This window comes from Gammaproteobacteria bacterium, from assembly GCA_040183005.1.
Classification (GTDB): Bacteria; Pseudomonadota; Gammaproteobacteria.
Genome location: JAMPIW010000001.1, coordinates 163635 through 182589 on the forward strand (window position 1 = coordinate 163635; position 18955 = coordinate 182589).

Genomic DNA, 18955 nt, shown 5'->3' on the forward strand with positions numbered 1-18955 from the left:
TTTCCCTGGCGGATTAATGTAGGAGCGGGCTTGCCCGCTCCTACATTAATCCAGCACGTTATTGTATAACGTCAGCTTCCATTCTGAGTCGGGCATCATCTCAAGAGGGCTTTACCAAGGTATAGGCTGCATATCCCGGAAAAATCCGCCGCTTGGCCCATCCTCTGGCAAGGTGGCGAGCCACACAATGGTTTCCGCCCCTTTTTCGACGGGCCTTTCCGCATAGGCTCCACCCATGTCAGTTTTCACCCAGCCGGGGCAGACCGAATTCACTTTTATTCGGCTACCGGCAAGCTCGCTGGCCAGAATGCGGGTGACTGCATTCAGCGCGGTCTTGGAGAGACGATAACCCGGCCAGCCGCCGTCCATCTCCGCAAGTTGTCCCATACCGGATGAGACGTTGACGATACACCCTGCGCTCTTCATCAGCGGGACGAGCGCTTGGGCGAGCATCAGCGGCCCCAAGGTGTTGGTCTCGAAGGTCTTGCGCACGATGCCGATATCAGCTTGCAGCGCGCTCGCCTCCGCCATGTCAGAAGCATTGTTCACATCCAGAAGCACACCGGCGTTATTCACTAAAACATCAAGATGACCGAATTCCCTTTCAATAAACTGGGCAAACTGGCGTATGCTGCCGGGGTCTGTCACATCCAGCTGATGATAGACGGCATCCAATCCTTTCGCGTTTAATCGCTCTGTTGCAGCCCGTCCTTTTGCGGCATCACGGCTGGTCAATACCACCTGGTAGCCTTGTTGCGCCAACTGCCGGCAAGTTTCATAACCCAGGCCTCGGTTGGCTCCGGTGACGACAGCGATTTTTTGATGTGTACTCATGTGTATCTCCATAGTTTGCCGGGATATTGCAGTGGCGGTGATAAAAACCTTAGCACAAGGCGGCATGCTGTCAACGGCAAAGGCTAACAAAAAATCCGTAAATCTTATGCGTCGTGGAGGAGATTCAGTACACTATCCGCATTCAGATAGAATCTTGCGGGCAATACTATGATTTCGATTTACGACAGAAAAGGTTTCGATGTGCTGCTGACACTCGATGCCGATACATTGCGCGGTGCGGATTTGGCCGGAATGAACCTGCAAAATGCGAATATGGTGCAGTTCGATTTAAGCGGGGCAAACATGAGCGACGCCAACTTGTCGCACGCCGATCTGCGTCTGGCCACGCTACGCGGCGCCAAGCTTACCAATGCCAATCTCACCGGCGCGGATTTGGCTGGGGCCGATCTGGAAGGGGCCGATGTGACAGGTACCGTGCTGGCCGCTGATAGCCTCAGGGCGGTTATTGATGAGATTACGCGGGAGCAGTAGCTTCAGCGTCGATCACCACGCCTCCGGTTCAGCCGCCGATACATCACCTGCGCTTATTACCTGGTTTCTGCCTGCGGCCTTGGCATCGTAAAGAGCACGATCGGAGTGGCCGATGAGGATGTCGCCGTTCATTTTGGCGGCGCTGGAGTCGTGTTCCGGGTTGTAGGTGGCAATACCGATGGAGATGGTTACACCGAACTGTTCGCCGCCGGGTAAGGTGAAGCGGTGTTCCGCCACGTTTTTTCGCACGCGTTCAGCAACCTCGGCTGCTCCTTCGGCGCCGGTCTGTGCCAGCAGCGCGGAAAATTCTTCGCCGCCATAGCGTGACAGTACATCGCCGCCGCGCAATTGCGAGCGGATCACGGCGGCGACCTCGCGCAGCACCTGGTCACCGATCTGATGGCCGTAGCTGTCGTTGACCTTTTTGAAATGATCGACGTCGAGCAGCATGCAGGAAAGCAGCCATTGGTTACGCAGCGCCGCCGCAGTTTCTTCGTTCAGGCGCTGGTCGAAGAAACGCCGGTTGTTGATCGCGGTCAGCGTGTCCGTCAACCCTTGGCGCTTGAGTCGTTCCAGATTCGCGGCGTTTTCCAGGCAGATCGCCACGACTGCAGCGAAGTGCTCCAAAATATCGGTTCTTACGCCTTTGACGAAGCGTTCCCGCGTGAAACTGCCGATGTTCAGGCTGCCGATCAGCTTGCCGTTGCGTACCATCGGCAACAAGGCCACGCTCGCGGGACGGCGCGGCAGGGGAAACAGCGCGGCGTGGCGATTGGGCTGATAGGGGCCGAGCATGGGAAATAATGAATAGGGGTGCAAGGCGTCCAGCCCGTCGCCGCTACTGGCGAAAATCAGCGCGGGGTGGTCAGGCAGTTTGACGTCTTCCTCTTCAAGAATGCGCTGTATTTCGTATTCGGGGTCGATCAGCAGCAAGGTGACCACGTCCCAATGAGACGTGGCGGCGTCGGGGTAGATGACCGCCTGAATGAGCTCAAACAGCGAGCCCAGGCTGATCAGTTGCAGTTCCAGCGACTGAAAACGCCGCAGTTTGCGTTCATTGTGGCGTGCCTCGGCCATGACCTCTTCAAGCCGTTGGCGCAAAGCCTTGTCCGGGCCATGCTCCATGGGCATGGCTGTTTCGCTGATATGACTGCTGGCACGGCTATTTTCCACAACCCACCTCCGTGAACGGGGCAATGCCACACTATGGCTGTATAATACTGGCAGGTTGATTGCGGACAAGCAAGCCGTGCCCGGCATCCAATTTGTTAACGATACTCCCATGAAAGCCGATACGCGCTATAACACACTCCTGCTTTATTTGCTGCTGGCCGCAGTAGCACTGAGCTTTTTTTACAACATTCATATGGCGCCGCTGTTCGATCTTGATGAAGGGGCTTTCAGCGAGGCTACCCGCGAGATGTTTTTGCGCGGCGATTTCATCTCCACTTATCTCAACGGCGAGCCGCGCTACGACAAACCGATCCTGATCTACTGGCTGCAGGCGGCCAGTGTCGCGCTGTTTGGCATTAACGAGTTTGCCTTTCGCCTGCCCTCGGCGCTGGCCGCCACGGCGTGGGTGACGACGGTGTTTTTGTTTGTAAAAGCCGTAAGAAATACCCAGACCGCGTTTTTTGCCGCCATCATAATGGCCACCACGCTGGAGATATCGGTGATGGGCAAGGCGGCCACGGCGGATGCGCTGCTGAACCTGTTTATCACTGCGGCGATGCTCTCAGGCTATCTTTTTTTTCAACAGAAACGCCGCAAGCATCTGTACCTGATGTTTTTATTCATGGCCTTGGGATTTCTGACCAAGGGTCCAGTGGCGGTGATGATACCGCTGGTAGTGAGTTTCATGTTTTATGCGATCAAAGGCGACCTCAAATCCTGGCTCAAGGCCATTTTCAACCCGGCAGGAATCACCCTCTTTATCGCGGTCGCCATGCCGTGGTATGTGGCACAATACCTGAAGGAAGGGGATGCCTTCATCCAGGGCTTCTTTTTCAAACACAACCTCAGCCGGTTTCAGGAGGGCATGGAAGGGCATACCGGGAATCTGCTGTATTACCTGCCGGTTATCCTGCTCGGCGTGTTGCCTTATACCACCGTGCTGATCGGCAGCCTGGCGCGGGTACGGGACATCATCAAGGACGATCTGCGTCTGTTCCTCGCGCTGTGGTTTGCGTTTGTGTTCATCTTTTTCTCGCTCTCCAGCACCAAACTGCCGCATTACGTGGTGTACGGTTATCCGCCGCTATTTATCTTGATGGCCCTGCACTTGCCGAATCTGCGCTCAAAATTCCTGCTATTTCTGCCACCGCTACTGCTTTTTTTGACCCTGCTGTTTTTGCCTGAAATGATTGGTTATGCACTGCCAAACATTAAGGACACCTTCGCCCAATCGGCACTGGCGGGATACCAGGAGTATTTCACGGCGGGTTACCGGCTGTTCTTCGCGCTTGCGGCGCTGCTTACGCTGTATTTCATGATCGAGAAACGGTTCACTAACATTAATAAAATCTTTGCCTGCGGACTGTTCACAATCTTTGCCCTGTCCCACTTTGTGATACCGCTTGCTGGGCGCCTCCAGCAGGAGCCCATCAAAGAGGCTGCGCTAATCGCCAAACAGCACAATTACGCTGTGGTGATGTGGCAGTTAAACACGCCCAGTTTTAATGTGTACAGCGAGCGTCTGGTGGAGAAACGCGAACCGCGCGTCGGAGATGTGGTTTTGACCAAATCCATCTTTTTGCCAAAATTGAATCGTTTTGAGATTCTCTATCAAAAAAATGGCATCGCGCTGGTGAAGGTGCTCTCTTGATTCGACGAGGGAAAAACATGTCAAGGCACGTATTAATCAGGATTCTCAGCGCTCTGGCCTTGGCCATGCTGCTCGCCTCTTGTGCAAGCACCCGCACCATTACAGAGCAGCCGCCAGTAGCCTATGTGGCAAAAGATGACGGCAGCCTGTTCGCGCGACACGCCCCGGTCTTTGTGCCGGAGCAACATTACAAAACCTACAATAAGATCGGCCGTCCCTCCGCCCACTATGATGCACAGGGCCGCGAACAGATCTATGTCGACCCTGCGGTGCCTGTGATGTATGCCCAGCAGCAGATGTTCCAGACCAGCAAAGGCAACTACACCAATCTGATTTACCGTGTGCATTTTCAGGGTGTGCCGTATTTTCACCTGACCGCCGGGAAAAATTCCGGGCTGTTTGTCGTCGTCACCCTAAATGAAAAAGAACAGCCAGTGCTGATAACCACCGTCCATAGCTGCGGCTGCTATCTCGCCATCATCCCCACCCGTTATTTGCCGGACGACGCCTATCCCCAGGAATGGAATTTTGCACAGCCCCAGTCTATCTATGGTGAACAACTGCCCGCGATGCTCGATTATCCGGCGTCTTCCGGCGTGGATAAGCGGCCTGTCGTGTTCCTGAAGGACGCCACCCACCGCGTGATGGACGTGAAGATGGGAGTGCAGGGCAACACCTACAACATCATTCCAATCCCCATCGAGCCAATGGCATCATTGAAAAAGCTGCCGCTGGATAGCCGCACCACAACATCGTTTTATGAAACGCAAGGCTTCCGCAAAGGCTACGTTAAAGGGGCTGTCAAGCCGCTTGAAGTGCTGCTGATGAGTTGGTGGGCGCTGGATCCCCACATCGGTTCGGATAAAGAGCTTGGCGATAGCCGTGAGACCGGCACAGTGTTTTACACCAGCCTGAAACCGTGGAACCGCACGGCTTCGGATATGTGGGAATTTGCGCGGTTTCTTGAGTTTTGGGGATGGCGGTTATAAGCCTGTTTTTGGGTTATTCGCTCGACATGAATATATTGCCGTAGTAGGCGGTGGTGCTTTGGCCGGAGTTGTCCGTGTCAGACATTACGGCTATGGCGTCGACATGTTTAACGTCCTTCCCGAGTTGGCGCTTCAAGTCTTCGCGCAGGTTGCGCTTATGCGTTACCCAGGTGCCAGCCTTGCTGTTTCCTGAATCTACAGCAAGCATGACAACGCTTGATGTGTAGGCGTTCGGCCAGGAGGCGTCCGCAGGCCGTTCGGTGCTGGACCAGACGTAATTCAATGCCTGGGTCTTCCAGAAAAGCAGGCCACCGGAGAGAATCACATAAATCCGCGCCGGATAGTCGTCGCCTTTTTTGGTGGTTTCGTCGACACCCTTGAGGGTATTGGTAACCCGCCATGTCCAGTTGATATAGGGCGTTTTCTCCAGATCCACGGAGACTTTCTTGTGCAGGCCGGAGGCGGCGTCTGAGCTGCGCGCTTCCAGCGCGTGCGCGCCATTGCCTACTTTCACAATCGAATAATTCACCTTTCCCTTGAATTCCTGCTCCTCCCAGCCGGACTTGTCGCCCGACGCAAAATTACCCACCGTCACTGTCAATGGCGCGGCGCCTGCCGCAACAGAGGTAAACAACGCGCCGAGCGCTACCGGCCAACGCAACTTCATCATGCAAAACACCTTGTTATATGTGAACCCGAATTCACGAAACATTCGGGTTGATGGGAATTTCCCAGCCACCATCAAAAAAACATTTGCCCAATGGGCTACGCACCCGTTCGCCGATCTCGCTCGCTCGAAGCTCGCCGTCTAATACGCCAGGCGTAGACGGATGGCCCACCGCTATCATTGCCATACATTCATATTGTAACGGAATACCGAATGCTTTTCGTACCTTGTCGGCATCAAAGCCGCCCATCTGGTGCGCCATCAGACCCAGAGCCGCCGCTTGCAGGCACAGATTTTCACTGGCCGCGCCAGTGTCGTACTGGCCCCAGCGGTTTGGTTTGCCGTTTTTATGGAATACGCTGCCGGCGGTAGCCAGCAGTAATACGGGGGCATTTTTTACCCACTGCTGGTTGAACTCGACCAGGCAATCAAAGGCCTTCTGCCACGCGACGGCATCGCTGTTTTTATCCCAGACGATAAAGCGCCATGGCTCATCGCCATAGCAGGAAGGCGCCCAGCGCGCGGCTTCAAGCAGGGCGACAATGCCCTCGCGAGTGACTGGCTTGCTGGCGTCAAAGGCGCGCCCGCTCCAGCGCATGGCGATAAGCTCGTGGATGGGCACGTGGGTTTTTGCGATTTTGTTGTGCATGATTACTCTTTCAAAAATGTGTTGCTATGGTCGTGGCCATTTCTTTGGCGATAGTCTTGGCGCTCGCCACCACCTCGGGGGCATAGAGCATCGGCTCGACGAGGATGGAGCGGATGCTGGTGAAGCCGATGAACGCTAGCCACAGCTCCATATAACGCTTCTGCAGGTCATAGGCGGCCGCGCCGGAACCATCATGATATTCGCCGCCGCGCGCATAAATGACGGTTATTGGTTTGCCCGTCACCAGCCCCTTGTACCCTTCCGTAGGCGAAAAACTAAAGGCCAGCCCCGGTTGGCTAATTACGTCGATGTAGTGTTTGAGCTTATAGGGAATGCCGAAGTTCCACATCGGCAGGCTGATCAGATATTTATCGGCAGATCTAAATTGCTCGAACATGTTGACCACGTCGCTCCATGCCTCGGCCTGCTCTGGCGTGTGCGATTCGCCATGCAGCACGGCGTATTTTGCATCGAGCACCGCGCCGTTGAACTCTGGCAATGCCATATTCCATAGATCAAGCTTTTTTATCTGGTCGTCAGGGTGTGATTCCGTGTAAGCATCCAAAAATACTTTGCTGACTTCGATGGAGGCAGAACGTTCTTTTCTGGGTGAGGCTTCGATATACAACAGTTTGGCCATATCCAATGCTCCTTGTGTATTGGGTTGTCAATCAAGATCAAACAGCAATATCTCAGCCTTGCTGCTGGTGGTAAAGCTTATGCTGCGCTCATCAATCACGCGGGCACCGTCGCCGTCGGCCAGTGGCTGGCCGTTGAGCTGCGCCTCGCCACGCGCAACATGCACATACGCTTTTCGGCCCGCCATCAAGGCATGACTGACGGATTCGCCAGCATAGAGTACGGTTGCGTAAACAGAGGCGTCTTGATGTATCTTGACTGAGCCGTCGCGCCCGTCCGGCGATGCAATCAGGCGTAACCGCCCGCGTTTGTCAGCCTCGCTAAAGTGCGTCTGTTCGTAACTGGGTGTAACGCCGGTCTGATTCGGGAGAATCCAGATTTGTAGAAAATGCCCAGGCTCGGTTTTTGATGCATTATATTCGCTGTGGGTGATCCCGGTACCGGCGCTCATACGCTGCACGTCGCCGGGAACGATCACCGAGCCATTGCCCATGCTGTCCTTGTGCTCCAATGCGCCGTCCAGCACATAGGTGATGATTTCCATGTCGTTGTGGCCATGCGTACCGAAACCCGCACCGGGGGTGATGCGGTCGTCGTTGATCACGCGCAGGCTGGAAAATCCCATATGTGCGGGATCGTAATAACCAGCGAAGGAAAAGGTGTGATAGCTGTCGAGCCAGCCATGATTGGCGTGGCCTCGCGCCTGGCTTTTACGCATAATAATCATGTGCGGTATCTCCTGTGCATCAAAATACCATCGTAAGCCAGTCTCTTTGCGGTTGATAGCAAATAACTTTGTGCTACTTGTTCAGTTTTTATGAATCCGCAATCACCTGTTATCCAGGGTAGTCCGTGGATGCCGCCGTTGCATCAGTAGTGACGGCACGCTGTTTACCCCAACCTCTTAGCAGCACATAAAACACTGGCGTCAGCAACAGGCCGAAGAAGGTCACGCCCAGCATGCCGGCGAATACCGCAATACCCATCGCCTGGCGAATTTCCGCGCCCGCGCCGCTTGAGATCACCAGCGGAAATACGCCCATAATGAAGGCCAGCGAGGTCATCAGGATAGGACGCAGACGCAGGCGGCAGGCTTCACGGGCGGCGGTCATGGCATCTCTGCCCTGGTCTTCGAGCACCTTGGCGAACTCGACAATCAGGATGGCATTTTTGCACGCCAAGCCCACCAGCACCACAAAGCCCATTTGCGTAAAGATGTTGTTGTCCTTACCCATCAGCCACACACCCACGATAGCCGACAACAGGCCCATCGGAACAATCAGAATCACCGCCAGGGGCAGCTTCAGGCTTTCATACAGCGCGGCGAGCACCAGAAATACCAGTAGCACGCAGAGCGGAAAGACCAGCATGGTGGTATTGCCGGCCAGGATTTCCTGGTAGGTAAGATCCGTCCACTCAAAACTGATGCCGTTTGGCAGGTTTTCCCTGGCGAGTTTTTCCATCATGGCCTGCGCCTGCCCGGAGCTGACGCCAGGCGCGGGGCCACCGTTGATATCCGCCGAGGTATAGCCGTTGTAGCGCGACACCCGGTCCGGCCCATAGCCTTCATTTATCTTCAATACCGCGCCGAGTGGCACCATCTCGCCCGCCGCATTGCGCGTCTTCAGTTGAGTGATATCTTCGGCGTGCGAGCGGAAGGGGCCATCCGCCTGGGCGATGACCTGATAGGTGCGGCCAAAGCGGTTGAAATCGTTCACATACAACGATCCAAGGTAAATCTGCATGGTGTCAAAAACGTCGGTGACCGCCACGCCCTGGCGCTTGGCTTTGACGCGGTCGATGTCCGCATCGATCTGCGGCACGTTGATCTGGAAGCTTGAAAAAAGACCTGCCAAACCCGGCGTTTGATAGGCTTTCATCAGCAATCCCTGCGTGGCGCCATAAAGCTCCTCATAGCCCAGGTTGGCACGGTCTTCGATTTGCATCTTGAAGCCGCCGATCGAACCCAAACCCATCACCGGCGGGGGTGGAAACGCTGCGATGAAGGCACCCTGGATGCTGGAGAGTTTCTGGTTCAAGGCACCAGCAATGGCGAACCCTGACAGGTCGGGTGTTTGACGCTCGCTAAAATCCTTGAGACCGAAAAACACCACTCCCGCGCTGGGGCTGTTGGTAAAGCCGATGATCGACAATCCCGGAAAGGCAACAGAGTCCCGTACTCCGGGTTGCGCAAGGCCTATGTCAGACATTTTGCGAATCACTTCCTCGGTACGCTCCAGCGAAGCCCCATCGGGAAGTTGCGCGAATCCCACCAGATATTGTTTGTCCTGGCTGGGCACAAAACCTGCGGGCACCTTGTTAAAGACCACATAGGCTGCGCCGATCAGAATCAGGTACACCAGCATGGCGATGGTCTTGTGCTGGAGAACGCCGCCCACAGTGCGCACGTAGCCGTTCGATGCGCTGGAGAAAGTCCGGTTGAACAGTCTGAACAGCCAGCCGAATAAAAAATCAAGCAGCCGTGATGGGCGATCCTTGGGCGCCTTGTGCGATTTCAGCAAGAGCGCGCACAATGCCGGGCTGAGGGTGAGCGAGTTAAAGGCGGAGATAACCGTTGCAATGGCAATGGTCAGGGAAAACTGTTTGTAGAACTGCCCCGTCAACCCGCTGACAAAGGCCAGCGGAACAAACACTGCGCACAAGGTCAGCGAGATGGCGATGATCGGGCCGCTTACCTCCTGCATGGCCTTGTAGGTTGCATCGCGCGGGTTCAATCCCAGCCCGATATTGCGCTCGACGTTCTCTACCACCACGATGGCGTCATCCACCACGATGCCGATGGCAAGCACCAGCCCAAACAGGGTCAGGGTGTTGATCGAAAAGCCAAACACCCACAGCAGCGCAAACGTGCCGATAATCGATACCGGCACAGCGATCAGCGGGATCACCGAGGCGCGCCACGTCTGCAAAAACAGGATCACCACCAGCACCACCAGCGCCACGGCTTCCAGCAGTGTTTTCACCACCGCCTTGATCGAGTCGCGTACGAACACGGTGGGGTCGTAAACGATCTTGTAATCGATCCCCTGTGGAAATCCGTGCTTGAGTTCCGCCATCGTTTTACGCACATTATCGGACAGCTCCAGCGCATTCGATCCTGGTGCCTGGAAAATGGGGATGGCCACGGCGGATTTATTGTTGAGAAGGCTGCGCAAGGCATAGCCGCTGGCACCCAGCTCGATGCGTGCCACATCACGCAAGCGGGTGGTGGCGCCATCAGGCGTTGCCTTGATGATGATGTCACCGAACTGTTCTTCGGTAACGAGTCTGCCTGCGGCGTTGACGCTCAGCTGAAAATCCACGCCCGGAGGGGTGGGCGGGGCGCCGATTACACCGGCAGCCACTTGCAGGTTTTGCTCGCGGATAGCGGCCACCACGTCGCTGGCGGTGAGATTACGCGCCGCCACTTTTTGTGGGTCGAGCCATACTCGCATCGAATAATCGCCCGCGCCAAATATAAGCACTTGGCCCACACCCGATACCCGTGCCAGCGCGTCCTTCACGTTGAGCAGCGCATAATTGCGCAAGTAGACCGCATCATAGCGCTCATCCGGCGAGAGCAGATGCACCACCATGGTGAGATCAGGCGAACTTTTGACGGTCGTCACACCAAATTGCCGCACTTCCGCAGGCAGCCTGGGGAGTGCTTGTGCAACACGATTTTGCACCTGCACCTGCGCGGTGTCGATGTCTGTGCCGAGTTTGAATGTTACCGTCAACATCATCACGCCATCGGCGTTGGCCTGGGATGACATATACAGCATGTTTTCCACGCCGTTGATCTGCTCCTCCAAAGGCGAAGCCACAGTCTCGGCGAGCACCTTGGGGTTCGCGCCGGGGTAGGTGGCGCGCACCACCACCGAGGGCGGAACAACCTCGGGATATTCGCTCAACGGCAGTTGCGGAATCGCCAACGCACCCGCCATGAAAATCAGGATGGACAGCACCGCCGCGAATATCGGGCGGTCGATAAAGAACCGGGAGAAGTTCATGGACGTAGCCTCGCGCTAGTTATGCTGTGGCTGCGCGGAGCTTGCCTGACTGTTCTCAGGCTGCTTCTCCATCGGCACCTTCTGTGGCGATACGACGGCCCCGGGACGCACCCTCTGCAACCCATCCACGACGATCACTTCACCCGCCTTGAGTCCTTCTCTCACGACTCTCAGGCCATCGGCCATTGGCCCCAGCGTCACCGGGCGGTAGTTCGCCTTGTTATCCGGCCCGAGCACCATCACAAACTTTTTGCTTTGATCCGTACCTACCGCGCGATCATCAATCAATACCGCGTTGTAGCTGCCGCCACCCAGTTTAATGCGGGCAAACAGTCCCGGCGTGAACAGTCCCTGCTTGTTGTCGAAAACCGCCCTGATACGAATCGTGCCTGTTGCAGGATCAAGCCGGTTGTCGATGAAGTCCAGATGCCCTTGGTGCGGATAGCCTTGCTCGTTGCTCAGCCCCATGGATACTGGGCTGCGGGCCGTCTTTTTCGCTGCTGCGGCGTATTTAAGGTAGGCACGTTCATCGCCTTCAAAGTAGGCATATATGGGATCATGCGATACCACCGTGGTCAGTACTGTCGCGCCCGCATCGCCACCCGTGACAAGATTGCCGGTAGTCACCTCGGCGCGGCCGGCGCGGCCACTGATGGGGGACGTGACGCGGGTATAGCCGAGATTCAGGCGCGCCAGATCAACTGCCGCCTTTGCTGCGCGCACGCTCGCTTCCGATTGGTGCTGGGCGCTGGCGCGATCGTCATATTCCTGTTGCGCGATCATCCGCGCCTGAAGTAATTTTTCCGCGCGCGCAAGCTGGCTCTTATCAAGCTCCGCTTGGGCAAGGGAGCGCGCCAGATCCGCTTCGGCGCGGTTCAACTCGGCGCGATAGGGGCCGGGGTCGATAACGAACAGCACCTCGCCCCTTTTCACATCCTTGCCCTGCTGGAAAGCGATGCTGTCGATATACCCCGTCACCCGCGAACGTACCTGCACGCTTTCCACCGCCTCCAGCCGGCCAGAAAATTCATCCGAGTCGGCCACTTGCCGCTCGATCACGCTGGCAACACTGACTTGTGGCGGCGGAGGAGGCGGTGGCGTCTGGGTTTCAGGATTGCGGCAAGCCGATGCAAGCAAGGTTATCGGCAGGATAAGTAATGTGCCGACCCAGCGCCTGCTGCGCGCAACCATCAAGACGGGGGAAAAATGAAAGCTGGGCTTCCTTGGCAGGGTCATCCCTTAATCCTCGTAGTTAAACCTCCGAACACTCTCGGAGAAAAGCTGTGCAGCGGCTGATCCTGCTTTCGCGAAACCTTAAAAAGGCTCTACGGAAAACACGCCGCTATTACGCTGGCAAGATTGGTATTAGACTACATCCATCTTATCATCTCTTCGTAAACATTGAATATGCGCCTGACCCTCGATGCCCTTTATGTGCTGGACGCCATTGCGCGCAAGGGCAGCTTTGCCGCCGCAGCCGAAGAACTGCACCGCGTACCTTCGGCAATCACCTATACCGTGCAAAAGCTGGAGCAGGACCTCGATATTGCGCTGTTCGACCGTAGCGGCCACCGCGCCAAATTGACCTCGGCGGGAGAAAAGCTGCTGCAAGATGGCCGCCATTTGCTGCGTGCCGCAGCCGAGCTTGAACGCAGCGTCAAGCGTGTGGCGACGGGCTGGGAAGTCGAGCTGACCATCGCCGTCGACGACCTGATACCAATCGCCAGAATCTACCCCTTGATTGCCGCATTTTACGCAGAAAACCACGGCACCCGGCTGCGCATTATCACGGAGGTATTCGGTGGCACCTGGGACGCGCTGGCGGCAGGGCGCGCCGACCTTGCCATTGGAGCGAGCGGCGAAGGCCCGGCGGGCGGTGGTTATGCCACTCGCGTCCTGGGCGAGATGGCATTCGTGTTTGTCGTCACGCCCGACCATTCACTAGCCGGCACGTCCACGCCGCTGACCAGTGACGATATTCAACAGTATCGCGCCATCGCCGCCGCCGACAGCTCGCGCAACATCCCCCCGCGCACCTCGTACCTGCTATCCGGCCAGGATGTCCTCACTGTGCCGGACATGCGCGCCAAACTGGAGGCGCACCGCATGGGTCTGGGTGTCGGCTTTGTGCCGCGCGCGATGATCAAGGACGATCTCGCGGCGGGGCGCCTGATCATCAAGGAAGTAGCCTGCCCGGTGCCCGAGCCACGGTTGTTTATCGCCTGGCGCACCATTCTGGCGGGGAATGCACTGGCGTGGTTTTTGGAAAAGATGGAAGATCCAGAGTTACTGGCCGGATTCCTCAGCGAGTAACGCCACCCCTGCCCAGGCTGGAATTGATATGATATATCCGATCAAGTAAAAATCATTGGCACCAGACAGATAGAGCAACATGCCGAAAAAATCCATCCATGGCCGGTATTGCACCTGCACGCTCGGCCGCATGAATCCGTTTTCCTCCATGCGCAACATAGCGCTTCTGGCATCCCTGGTTATTCACCCAGCGGTAGCATGGACGGCGCAAGACAGTAAGAGTACGCCACAGCCCTCCACCCAGGATATGGTGCTCATCCCGGCCGGTCCATTCATCATGGGCAGCAACAAAACCGACACTGGCGGAAAAGCCAAAGAGTTTGGCTCCGCAAAACCCTGGTATCTCGACGAGCATTCCCAACGCACGCTGCGGCTCCCTGTCTTTCTGATCGACAAGCACGAAGTCACCAATGCGCACTACCGCACGTTTGTCATTCAAAACAACTATTGGCTACCGGCGCAGTGGGAAAAAAACGGTTATCTGCTGACACGGGAGATTCTGGATAGCGCGGACGTAAATAAGCTGAGAAAATTTGTGGCGGAGACGTTGCGACTGGATATGGATACGCGGACGATGACCAAAGAAGCGCTGCTGGCGGCCATCGAAAAGCATCAAAAGGCCTTGGATAACCTGCCTGTCACCAGCGTAACCTGGCCCAATGCGCGCGACTACTGCAAATGGGCGGGCAAACGGCTGCCCACCGAGGCCGAATGGGAAAAGGCAGCGCGCGGCGCGGACGGACAGGAATATCCCTGGGGAAACCAATGGGATCCCTCTAAACTTAATGCCGGGAGCGCCGATAACTGGGAAACGGGGGTCGCTCCCGTGGGCTCGTATCCATCAGGAAAATCGGTATACGGCGTCCATGATATGGCGGGCAATGTCATGGAATGGGTAGATGACTGGTATCAGCCCTATCCCGGCTCCCGTTATCAAAGCACCGCGTTCGGCAACAAGAACAAGGTCGTCAGAGGCGGCGGCTGGGGAGGGGTTGGCCACTACGTCGTCAGCCATTTTTACCGGGGAGCGTACAGGTTTTATTTGGCGCCGCACTCGGCATTCGGCGATCTTGGCTTTCGTTGCGCCAAGGATATGCGCTAAATGCAGCGGCCGACACTCTTTGCAGGCAAAATCACTGTCAGGGTGCGCGCCCTGTGTGTGGGTGAGCGTATCGACCTGCGTGCGCTAGAGGCTGCGCAGCGCCTGGCGGTCGCCCCACTGGCAGTAATCGCGGGCGCGCAAGGTTGCGCGGTGCTGTTCCGGTACGGTGTGGTGGTCTTGTTTGACCTCGACGCCATGGAAGAGGCCTCGTTTTTGTCTCTTTTGAAGCCTCTGATCAGCGAGCCCTTTCCCAGGCCGGAGACAGAAGAAGCAGAAATGAGCATCAATCCGCAGCGCGATGAACGCGTGGAAGGCGGCGTGGTCTCACTTCATGCGTTCAGTGTCGAGCGCCTGCAAACCGTGGCGGATATCCTCGCCAAAAGCGTGGTGCTTGCCCACTACGAGGCCAGCGTCGCCGGTGTTTTCGACCGCATTGAACCTTTGGCGGCCAGTTTGCAGCGCGATGGCAGCGGAGGACACCAGAGCAAGGAGTTGTTGCGCCATATCGGCGGCACATTACTGATCCAGCACAAAATGGTGGGCCGTGTCGAGATGGGGGAGAAGCCGGAGATACTGTGGGATCGACCGGATCTCGACCGGTTATATCTGCGGCTGGTGGATGAATACGAACTCCGCGAACGCCATCTGGCGCTGGAACGCAAACTGGAGCTGATCTCGCGCACGGTGGAGACGCTGCTGGATCTGTTGCAGCACAACCGCAGTCTGCGCGTGGAATGGTACATCGTCATTCTGATCGTAGTGGAAATACTGTTGACGCTGTATACGATGTTCTCAGGTGGGGGGTAACAACCGTTGCGGATATGTGACGGTGGCCGTTCCCGGCATCCTACCTCCTGCGATGTGCATGGATGCACGAGTGTCGCAAGAGGTAGGATGCCGGGAGCGACCGGCACTAGCACATCCATGTGCGTCGTAGTTTGGTAGTATATGGCCATCGTGTTATACATCCGAATGCGTCCGACCAGTTAGGAGAATTATGATGAAAGCCAAAGACCGTCGCCTGGCCGAGCTGAAAGCCGCCATTCCCGAAATCACGCCCGAAGAGGCGTTGGCCCTGCAAAGCAAGGGTGCCGTCTTGATCGACGTGCGCGAGGCTGACGAAATCGCGCAGGGCAGCCCCAAGGGGGCGTTGCGCCTGGGGCGCGGCTTTCTGGAGTTGCGCGTGGAAGAGGCCGTGCCCGATGCCGCCCATACCGTCCTGACGATGTGCGCTGGCGGCGTGCGCTCGCTGTTTGCTGCCGAGACGTTGCAGCGCATGGGCTACAATGACGTGCGCTCGGTGGCTGGCGGCTTCAACCGCTGGAAGAATAACGGCCTGCCCTTCGAGACACCCCGTGCGCTGGATGCGGATGCACGTGAACGCTATTCGCGCCACCTGTTGCTCCCCGAAGTGGGCGAGACCGGCCAGCTCAAGCTGATGGACAGCAAGGTACTGCTGATCGGTGCCGGCGGACTGGGCTCGCCCGCCGCGCTGTATCTGGCGGCGGCGGGGGTCGGCACGCTGGGTATCGTCGACCATGATGTGGTAGACCGCAGCAATTTGCAGCGGCAGATCCTGCACACCGAAGCCCGCGTAGACATCCCCAAGGTCGATTCAGCACGCGAGACGCTCGAAGCCCTCAACCCCAAGATCAAAGTCGTTGGTTATCAGACCCACCTGAGCAGCCACAACGTGGAAGAAATCCTCACCGGATACGACGTGGTGGTGGACGGCACGGACAATCTGCCCACCCGTTATCTGATCAACGATGCCTGCGTCAAACTTGGCATTCCCAATGTGCATGGCGCGGTATACCGCTTCGAGGGCCAAGTGACGGTGTTCTGGCCGGGCTATGAAAAACAGCGCGGTGGGTGCTACCGCTGCATGTTCCCCGAACCGCCGCCCGCCGAAATGGCGCCGTCCTGCTCCGAGATTGGCGTGTTGGGGGTAATGCCGGGCGTGATCGGCGTGCTGCAGGCGGTCGAGGCGCTCAAGATTCTGCTCAGCATCGGCGAGCCGCTGGTGGGCCGGATGCTGTATTACGACGCGTTGGGCGCGCGTTTCAACGAATTCAAGGTCAAACGCGACCCAAACTGCCGCCATTGCGGCGACGAGGCGAGCATCACTGGTTACACTGACTACGCCCAGGTCTGCGCCACCGCATCCTGATTCCCCACGTAAGAAAAGGCACTCGCATGGCTATCGCATACACGATAAAGCAATATCTGGATAACAACCGGATTGTATACACCGTGCTGGACCTGCCCGAGATCGCCTCTCTTGCGGAGGCCGCCACCGCCGCCCGAATATCTCCCCGTTCCCTGGCGCGCACCGTGCTTCTGAAAGACCAGATCGGGCTGGTGATGGCCGTCATGCCGATCACGCATGAACTGGACATCGACGCCCTTTGCAAGATGCTGCACCGCAAACTGGAGCCTGCTCAGGACATGCAAATCACCGCCATTTTCCGGGACTGCAAGCCCGGCTTTATCCCCCCGCTGGGAGAGGCTTACGGTGTGCGGGCCATCATTGACGACAGTCTGATTCAGTCAGGAGACATCTGCTTCACCTCGGGCAGCCCCGCGCATCTTGTCAAAGTGACCAGCAAAAGTTTTCATATCATGCAGCGCAATGCCTGGCTGGGCGGTAGCTTCGCACGCCCCGTGGCAGCGCTTGATGACGGCTCAGTGGCGTCCGTCGGCGCTCAAGAGGGTGCACAGAAGGAAAGTGACCGCACCCTGGACATCAAGCACCGCATCGAGCGCATGGGGGCGCTCCCCGCGCTGCCGGAGATGGCGCTGAAAATCATTCAACTGAGCGCAAGCCCGAATGCGCGCGCGGATGATCTCGCCAAGCTTGTCGAAATGGACCCCGCGCTGGCCGCCCAGGTCATGCGCTACGCCAGCTCGTCATTCTTTGGCTACCAGGGGCGCGTCGATTCGGTGCGCGTCGCCATAGCCCGCGTACTGGGCTATGAAATGGTCATGAATCTCGCCCTGGGGCTGGCCGCGGCAAAGCCATTCAAGATCCCTCAACACGGCCCCCTGGGTTTGAGCGCTTTCTGGCGCCACGCCACCTACAGCGCAGCGTTGACGCAGGCCTTGGGCAAGGCCATGCCCGAACCCATCCGCCCACGCGCCGGGTTAAGCTACCTGGCAGGTTTGCTGCACAACATCGGGCACCTTCTGATGGGGGGGATGTTCAAGCAGGAGTTTTTACAATTAAACGATCTGGTGGGTAAAAACCCCGAAAAATCCATCATTACATTGGAAACCGAGACCTTGGGCATAACCCACGGCCAAATGGGCGCCTGGCTGACCGAGGCGTGGCGCCTGCCCGAAGAGCTCACTGTCACGGTACGTGAGCACCATAACGAAGCGTATGTCGGCCCGCACGCGACCTATGCCAACCTGGCGCTGATCGCCGACCGTATGCTCAAAACCCACGGCATCGGCGAGGGCGAAGGCCATGATCTGCCGCCCGCCATCTTGCAAGCGCTGCAATTGGATGAGGTGCAGGTAGTCATGGTAATGAACCGCGTCCTGGAAGGCTGCGAAGGGCTTGATGCAATGGCGCAGCAAATGGTGGTCTGAGAGACCGTGAAAAAATCCCTCGCTACGGCGGGAATATTTTCACGGTCTCTGACCACAGAAGCATAGCTGGCAACCGATCATGCAACCTTTGCATCCCCAGTTTTAGTGCCGCGAGGCGCAAGCGCCTGTTTGAGTCTATCGCGCAAATCGTTGAGATGACCGTGAAAAAAATGATCAACACCCTTCATGCAGATCACCCGCGGTGGACGAGCCAGGCTATCCACCCAATCCAGCACTTCATCGCAGGGAACGATTTCATCCTGATCCCCTTGAATCAACAGCCACGGACATGACGGCAAAGGCGCCGCGTTAAGATCAAAAAGATTCGCTGGCGGCGCGACCGTAATAAGCCGTGCCACCGGCCTGCGGCCAGCACCGCATAGCGCAACGTAGGCCCCGAAAGAAAAGCCTGCCAGCCAGACAGCATGTCCTGGGTACTGCTCCTCCACCCAGTCCAGCACCGCCAGCAGGTCTTCTGTTTCACCGATGCCATGCGCATAACTACCCGCACTCGCCCCCACACCACGGAAATTAAAGCGCACCGTTCCCGCGCCCAATTCATTAAAAGTGCGCGACATGTAATGAACTACCTTGTTGGCCATGGTGCCGCCATAAAGCGGATGTGGATGACAGATCACCGCCACGGCACGCATTGCCCCAATCTCAAGCGGCAAAGAGACAATCGCCTCAAGATCACCCGCAGGGCCCGCTATAGTCAAGGGAGCACTGACGCAAGGGACATCAATTTCACCATCGTAAAGATGGCTATCCAGGCTCAACGGCAAGATGACCTCCGGATATTTCTGCATGACACTGGAAGATAAAAGCACACATGAAGA

The 18955-nt window shown here is 57.0% G+C and carries 17 protein-coding genes; 8 read left to right on the forward strand and 9 right to left on the reverse strand.

Going from position 1 to position 18955, the window contains the following annotated elements; genetic code table 11:
* Positions 1 to 111: 111 nt before the first annotated feature.
* Positions 112 to 834, reverse strand: coding sequence for an SDR family oxidoreductase (locus tag M3A44_00815; protein MEQ6340209.1), 723 nt, complete (start codon positions 832 to 834; stop codon positions 112 to 114).
* Positions 835 to 1002: 168 nt separating this feature from the next.
* Between M3A44_00815 and M3A44_00820 the strand changes: the two genes are divergently transcribed.
* Complete coding sequence (locus M3A44_00820; GenBank protein ID MEQ6340210.1) at positions 1003 to 1326, forward strand: pentapeptide repeat-containing protein; 324 nt, start codon at positions 1003 to 1005, stop codon at positions 1324 to 1326.
* 12 nt (positions 1327 to 1338) lie between these two features.
* Here M3A44_00820 and M3A44_00825 read toward each other — a convergent pair whose 3' ends face one another.
* Complete coding sequence (locus M3A44_00825; GenBank protein ID MEQ6340211.1) at positions 1339 to 2499, reverse strand: DUF484 family protein; 1161 nt, start codon at positions 2497 to 2499, stop codon at positions 1339 to 1341.
* Positions 2500 to 2608: 109 nt separating this feature from the next.
* Here M3A44_00825 and M3A44_00830 point away from each other — a divergent pair, with 109 nt between their 5' ends.
* Both M3A44_00830 and M3A44_00835 read left to right on the forward strand, forming a co-directional pair.
* The gene (locus M3A44_00830) at positions 2609 to 4150 is read left to right on the forward strand and encodes a glycosyltransferase family 39 protein (protein ID MEQ6340212.1); all 1542 of its coding nucleotides are present in this window, start codon (positions 2609 to 2611) and stop codon (positions 4148 to 4150) included.
* Between the two features lie 17 nt (positions 4151 to 4167).
* Complete coding sequence (locus tag M3A44_00835; GenBank protein ID MEQ6340213.1) at positions 4168 to 5139, forward strand: hypothetical protein; 972 nt, start codon at positions 4168 to 4170, stop codon at positions 5137 to 5139.
* 13 nt (positions 5140 to 5152) lie between these two features.
* Here the strand turns inward: M3A44_00835 and M3A44_00840 are convergent, their stop codons facing one another.
* The 6 genes from M3A44_00840 to M3A44_00865 all read right to left on the reverse strand — a co-directional run bounded on the left by M3A44_00840 (position 5153) and on the right by M3A44_00865 (position 12343).
* The gene (locus M3A44_00840) at positions 5153 to 5809 is read right to left on the reverse strand and encodes a DUF3047 domain-containing protein (GenBank protein ID MEQ6340214.1); all 657 of its coding nucleotides are present in this window, start codon (positions 5807 to 5809) and stop codon (positions 5153 to 5155) included.
* 31 nt (positions 5810 to 5840) lie between these two features.
* Positions 5841 to 6455, reverse strand: coding sequence for a nitroreductase family protein (locus tag M3A44_00845; GenBank protein MEQ6340215.1), 615 nt, complete (start codon positions 6453 to 6455; stop codon positions 5841 to 5843).
* A gap of 10 nt (positions 6456 to 6465) precedes the next feature.
* Positions 6466 to 7095 (reverse strand): NAD(P)H-dependent oxidoreductase, encoded by a 630-nt coding sequence (locus M3A44_00850; protein MEQ6340216.1) that lies wholly within the window; start codon positions 7093 to 7095, stop codon positions 6466 to 6468.
* Between the two features lie 27 nt (positions 7096 to 7122).
* Complete coding sequence (locus M3A44_00855; GenBank protein MEQ6340217.1) at positions 7123 to 7821, reverse strand: pirin family protein; 699 nt, start codon at positions 7819 to 7821, stop codon at positions 7123 to 7125.
* Positions 7822 to 7930: 109 nt separating this feature from the next.
* Positions 7931 to 11107: an efflux RND transporter permease subunit gene (locus tag M3A44_00860; protein MEQ6340218.1), complete on the reverse strand. Its 3177-nt coding sequence runs from the start codon at positions 11105 to 11107 to the stop codon at positions 7931 to 7933.
* A gap of 15 nt (positions 11108 to 11122) precedes the next feature.
* Complete coding sequence (locus M3A44_00865) at positions 11123 to 12343, reverse strand: efflux RND transporter periplasmic adaptor subunit (protein MEQ6340219.1); 1221 nt, start codon at positions 12341 to 12343, stop codon at positions 11123 to 11125.
* Between the two features lie 171 nt (positions 12344 to 12514).
* Between M3A44_00865 and M3A44_00870 the strand changes: the two genes are divergently transcribed.
* The 5 genes from M3A44_00870 to M3A44_00890 all read left to right on the forward strand — a co-directional run bounded on the left by M3A44_00870 (position 12515) and on the right by M3A44_00890 (position 18116).
* Positions 12515 to 13420: a LysR family transcriptional regulator gene (locus M3A44_00870; GenBank protein MEQ6340220.1), complete on the forward strand. Its 906-nt coding sequence runs from the start codon at positions 12515 to 12517 to the stop codon at positions 13418 to 13420.
* A 79-nt stretch (positions 13421 to 13499) separates the two neighbouring features.
* Positions 13500 to 14522, forward strand: a complete 1023-nt coding sequence (locus M3A44_00875; GenBank protein ID MEQ6340221.1) for a formylglycine-generating enzyme family protein — start codon at positions 13500 to 13502, stop codon at positions 14520 to 14522.
* The gene (locus M3A44_00880; GenBank protein ID MEQ6340222.1) at positions 14523 to 15329 is read left to right on the forward strand and encodes an RMD1 family protein; all 807 of its coding nucleotides are present in this window, start codon (positions 14523 to 14525) and stop codon (positions 15327 to 15329) included.
* Between the two features lie 193 nt (positions 15330 to 15522).
* Positions 15523 to 16692, forward strand: coding sequence for a molybdopterin-synthase adenylyltransferase MoeB (gene moeB / locus M3A44_00885; protein MEQ6340223.1), 1170 nt, complete (start codon positions 15523 to 15525; stop codon positions 16690 to 16692).
* 26 nt (positions 16693 to 16718) lie between these two features.
* A complete protein-coding gene (locus M3A44_00890; GenBank protein MEQ6340224.1) occupies positions 16719 to 18116 on the forward strand; it encodes an HDOD domain-containing protein in 1398 nt (465 codons plus the stop codon).
* Positions 18117 to 18193: 77 nt separating this feature from the next.
* Here the strand turns inward: M3A44_00890 and M3A44_00895 are convergent, their stop codons facing one another.
* Complete coding sequence (locus M3A44_00895; GenBank protein ID MEQ6340225.1) at positions 18194 to 18925, reverse strand: alpha/beta hydrolase; 732 nt, start codon at positions 18923 to 18925, stop codon at positions 18194 to 18196.
* Positions 18926 to 18955: the final 30 nt, after the last annotated feature.

What these genes read in the sequence shown, in the direction of transcription:
- M3A44_00815 (MEQ6340209.1), bottom strand. Translation starts at nt 834, where the DNA reads ATGAGTACACATCAAAAAATCGCTGTCGTCACCGGAGCCAACCGAGGC.
- M3A44_00895 (MEQ6340225.1), bottom strand. Translation starts at nt 18,925, where the DNA reads ATGCAGAAATATCCGGAGGTCATCTTGCCGTTGAGCCTGGATAGCCAT.
- M3A44_00855 (MEQ6340217.1), bottom strand. Translation starts at nt 7,821, where the DNA reads ATGATTATTATGCGTAAAAGCCAGGCGCGAGGCCACGCCAATCATGGC.
- M3A44_00835 (MEQ6340213.1), top strand. Translation starts at nt 4,168, where the DNA reads ATGTCAAGGCACGTATTAATCAGGATTCTCAGCGCTCTGGCCTTGGCC.
- M3A44_00875 (MEQ6340221.1), top strand. Translation starts at nt 13,500, where the DNA reads ATGCCGAAAAAATCCATCCATGGCCGGTATTGCACCTGCACGCTCGGC.
- M3A44_00880 (MEQ6340222.1), top strand. Translation starts at nt 14,523, where the DNA reads ATGCAGCGGCCGACACTCTTTGCAGGCAAAATCACTGTCAGGGTGCGC.
- moeB (MEQ6340223.1), top strand. Translation starts at nt 15,523, where the DNA reads ATGAAAGCCAAAGACCGTCGCCTGGCCGAGCTGAAAGCCGCCATTCCC.
- M3A44_00890 (MEQ6340224.1), top strand. Translation starts at nt 16,719, where the DNA reads ATGGCTATCGCATACACGATAAAGCAATATCTGGATAACAACCGGATT.
- M3A44_00830 (MEQ6340212.1), top strand. Translation starts at nt 2,609, where the DNA reads ATGAAAGCCGATACGCGCTATAACACACTCCTGCTTTATTTGCTGCTG.
- M3A44_00845 (MEQ6340215.1), bottom strand. Translation starts at nt 6,455, where the DNA reads ATGCACAACAAAATCGCAAAAACCCACGTGCCCATCCACGAGCTTATC.
- M3A44_00850 (MEQ6340216.1), bottom strand. Translation starts at nt 7,095, where the DNA reads ATGGCCAAACTGTTGTATATCGAAGCCTCACCCAGAAAAGAACGTTCT.
- M3A44_00865 (MEQ6340219.1), bottom strand. Translation starts at nt 12,343, where the DNA reads ATGACCCTGCCAAGGAAGCCCAGCTTTCATTTTTCCCCCGTCTTGATG.
- M3A44_00820 (MEQ6340210.1), top strand. Translation starts at nt 1,003, where the DNA reads ATGATTTCGATTTACGACAGAAAAGGTTTCGATGTGCTGCTGACACTC.
- M3A44_00840 (MEQ6340214.1), bottom strand. Translation starts at nt 5,809, where the DNA reads ATGATGAAGTTGCGTTGGCCGGTAGCGCTCGGCGCGTTGTTTACCTCT.
- M3A44_00860 (MEQ6340218.1), bottom strand. Translation starts at nt 11,107, where the DNA reads ATGAACTTCTCCCGGTTCTTTATCGACCGCCCGATATTCGCGGCGGTG.
- M3A44_00870 (MEQ6340220.1), top strand. Translation starts at nt 12,515, where the DNA reads ATGCGCCTGACCCTCGATGCCCTTTATGTGCTGGACGCCATTGCGCGC.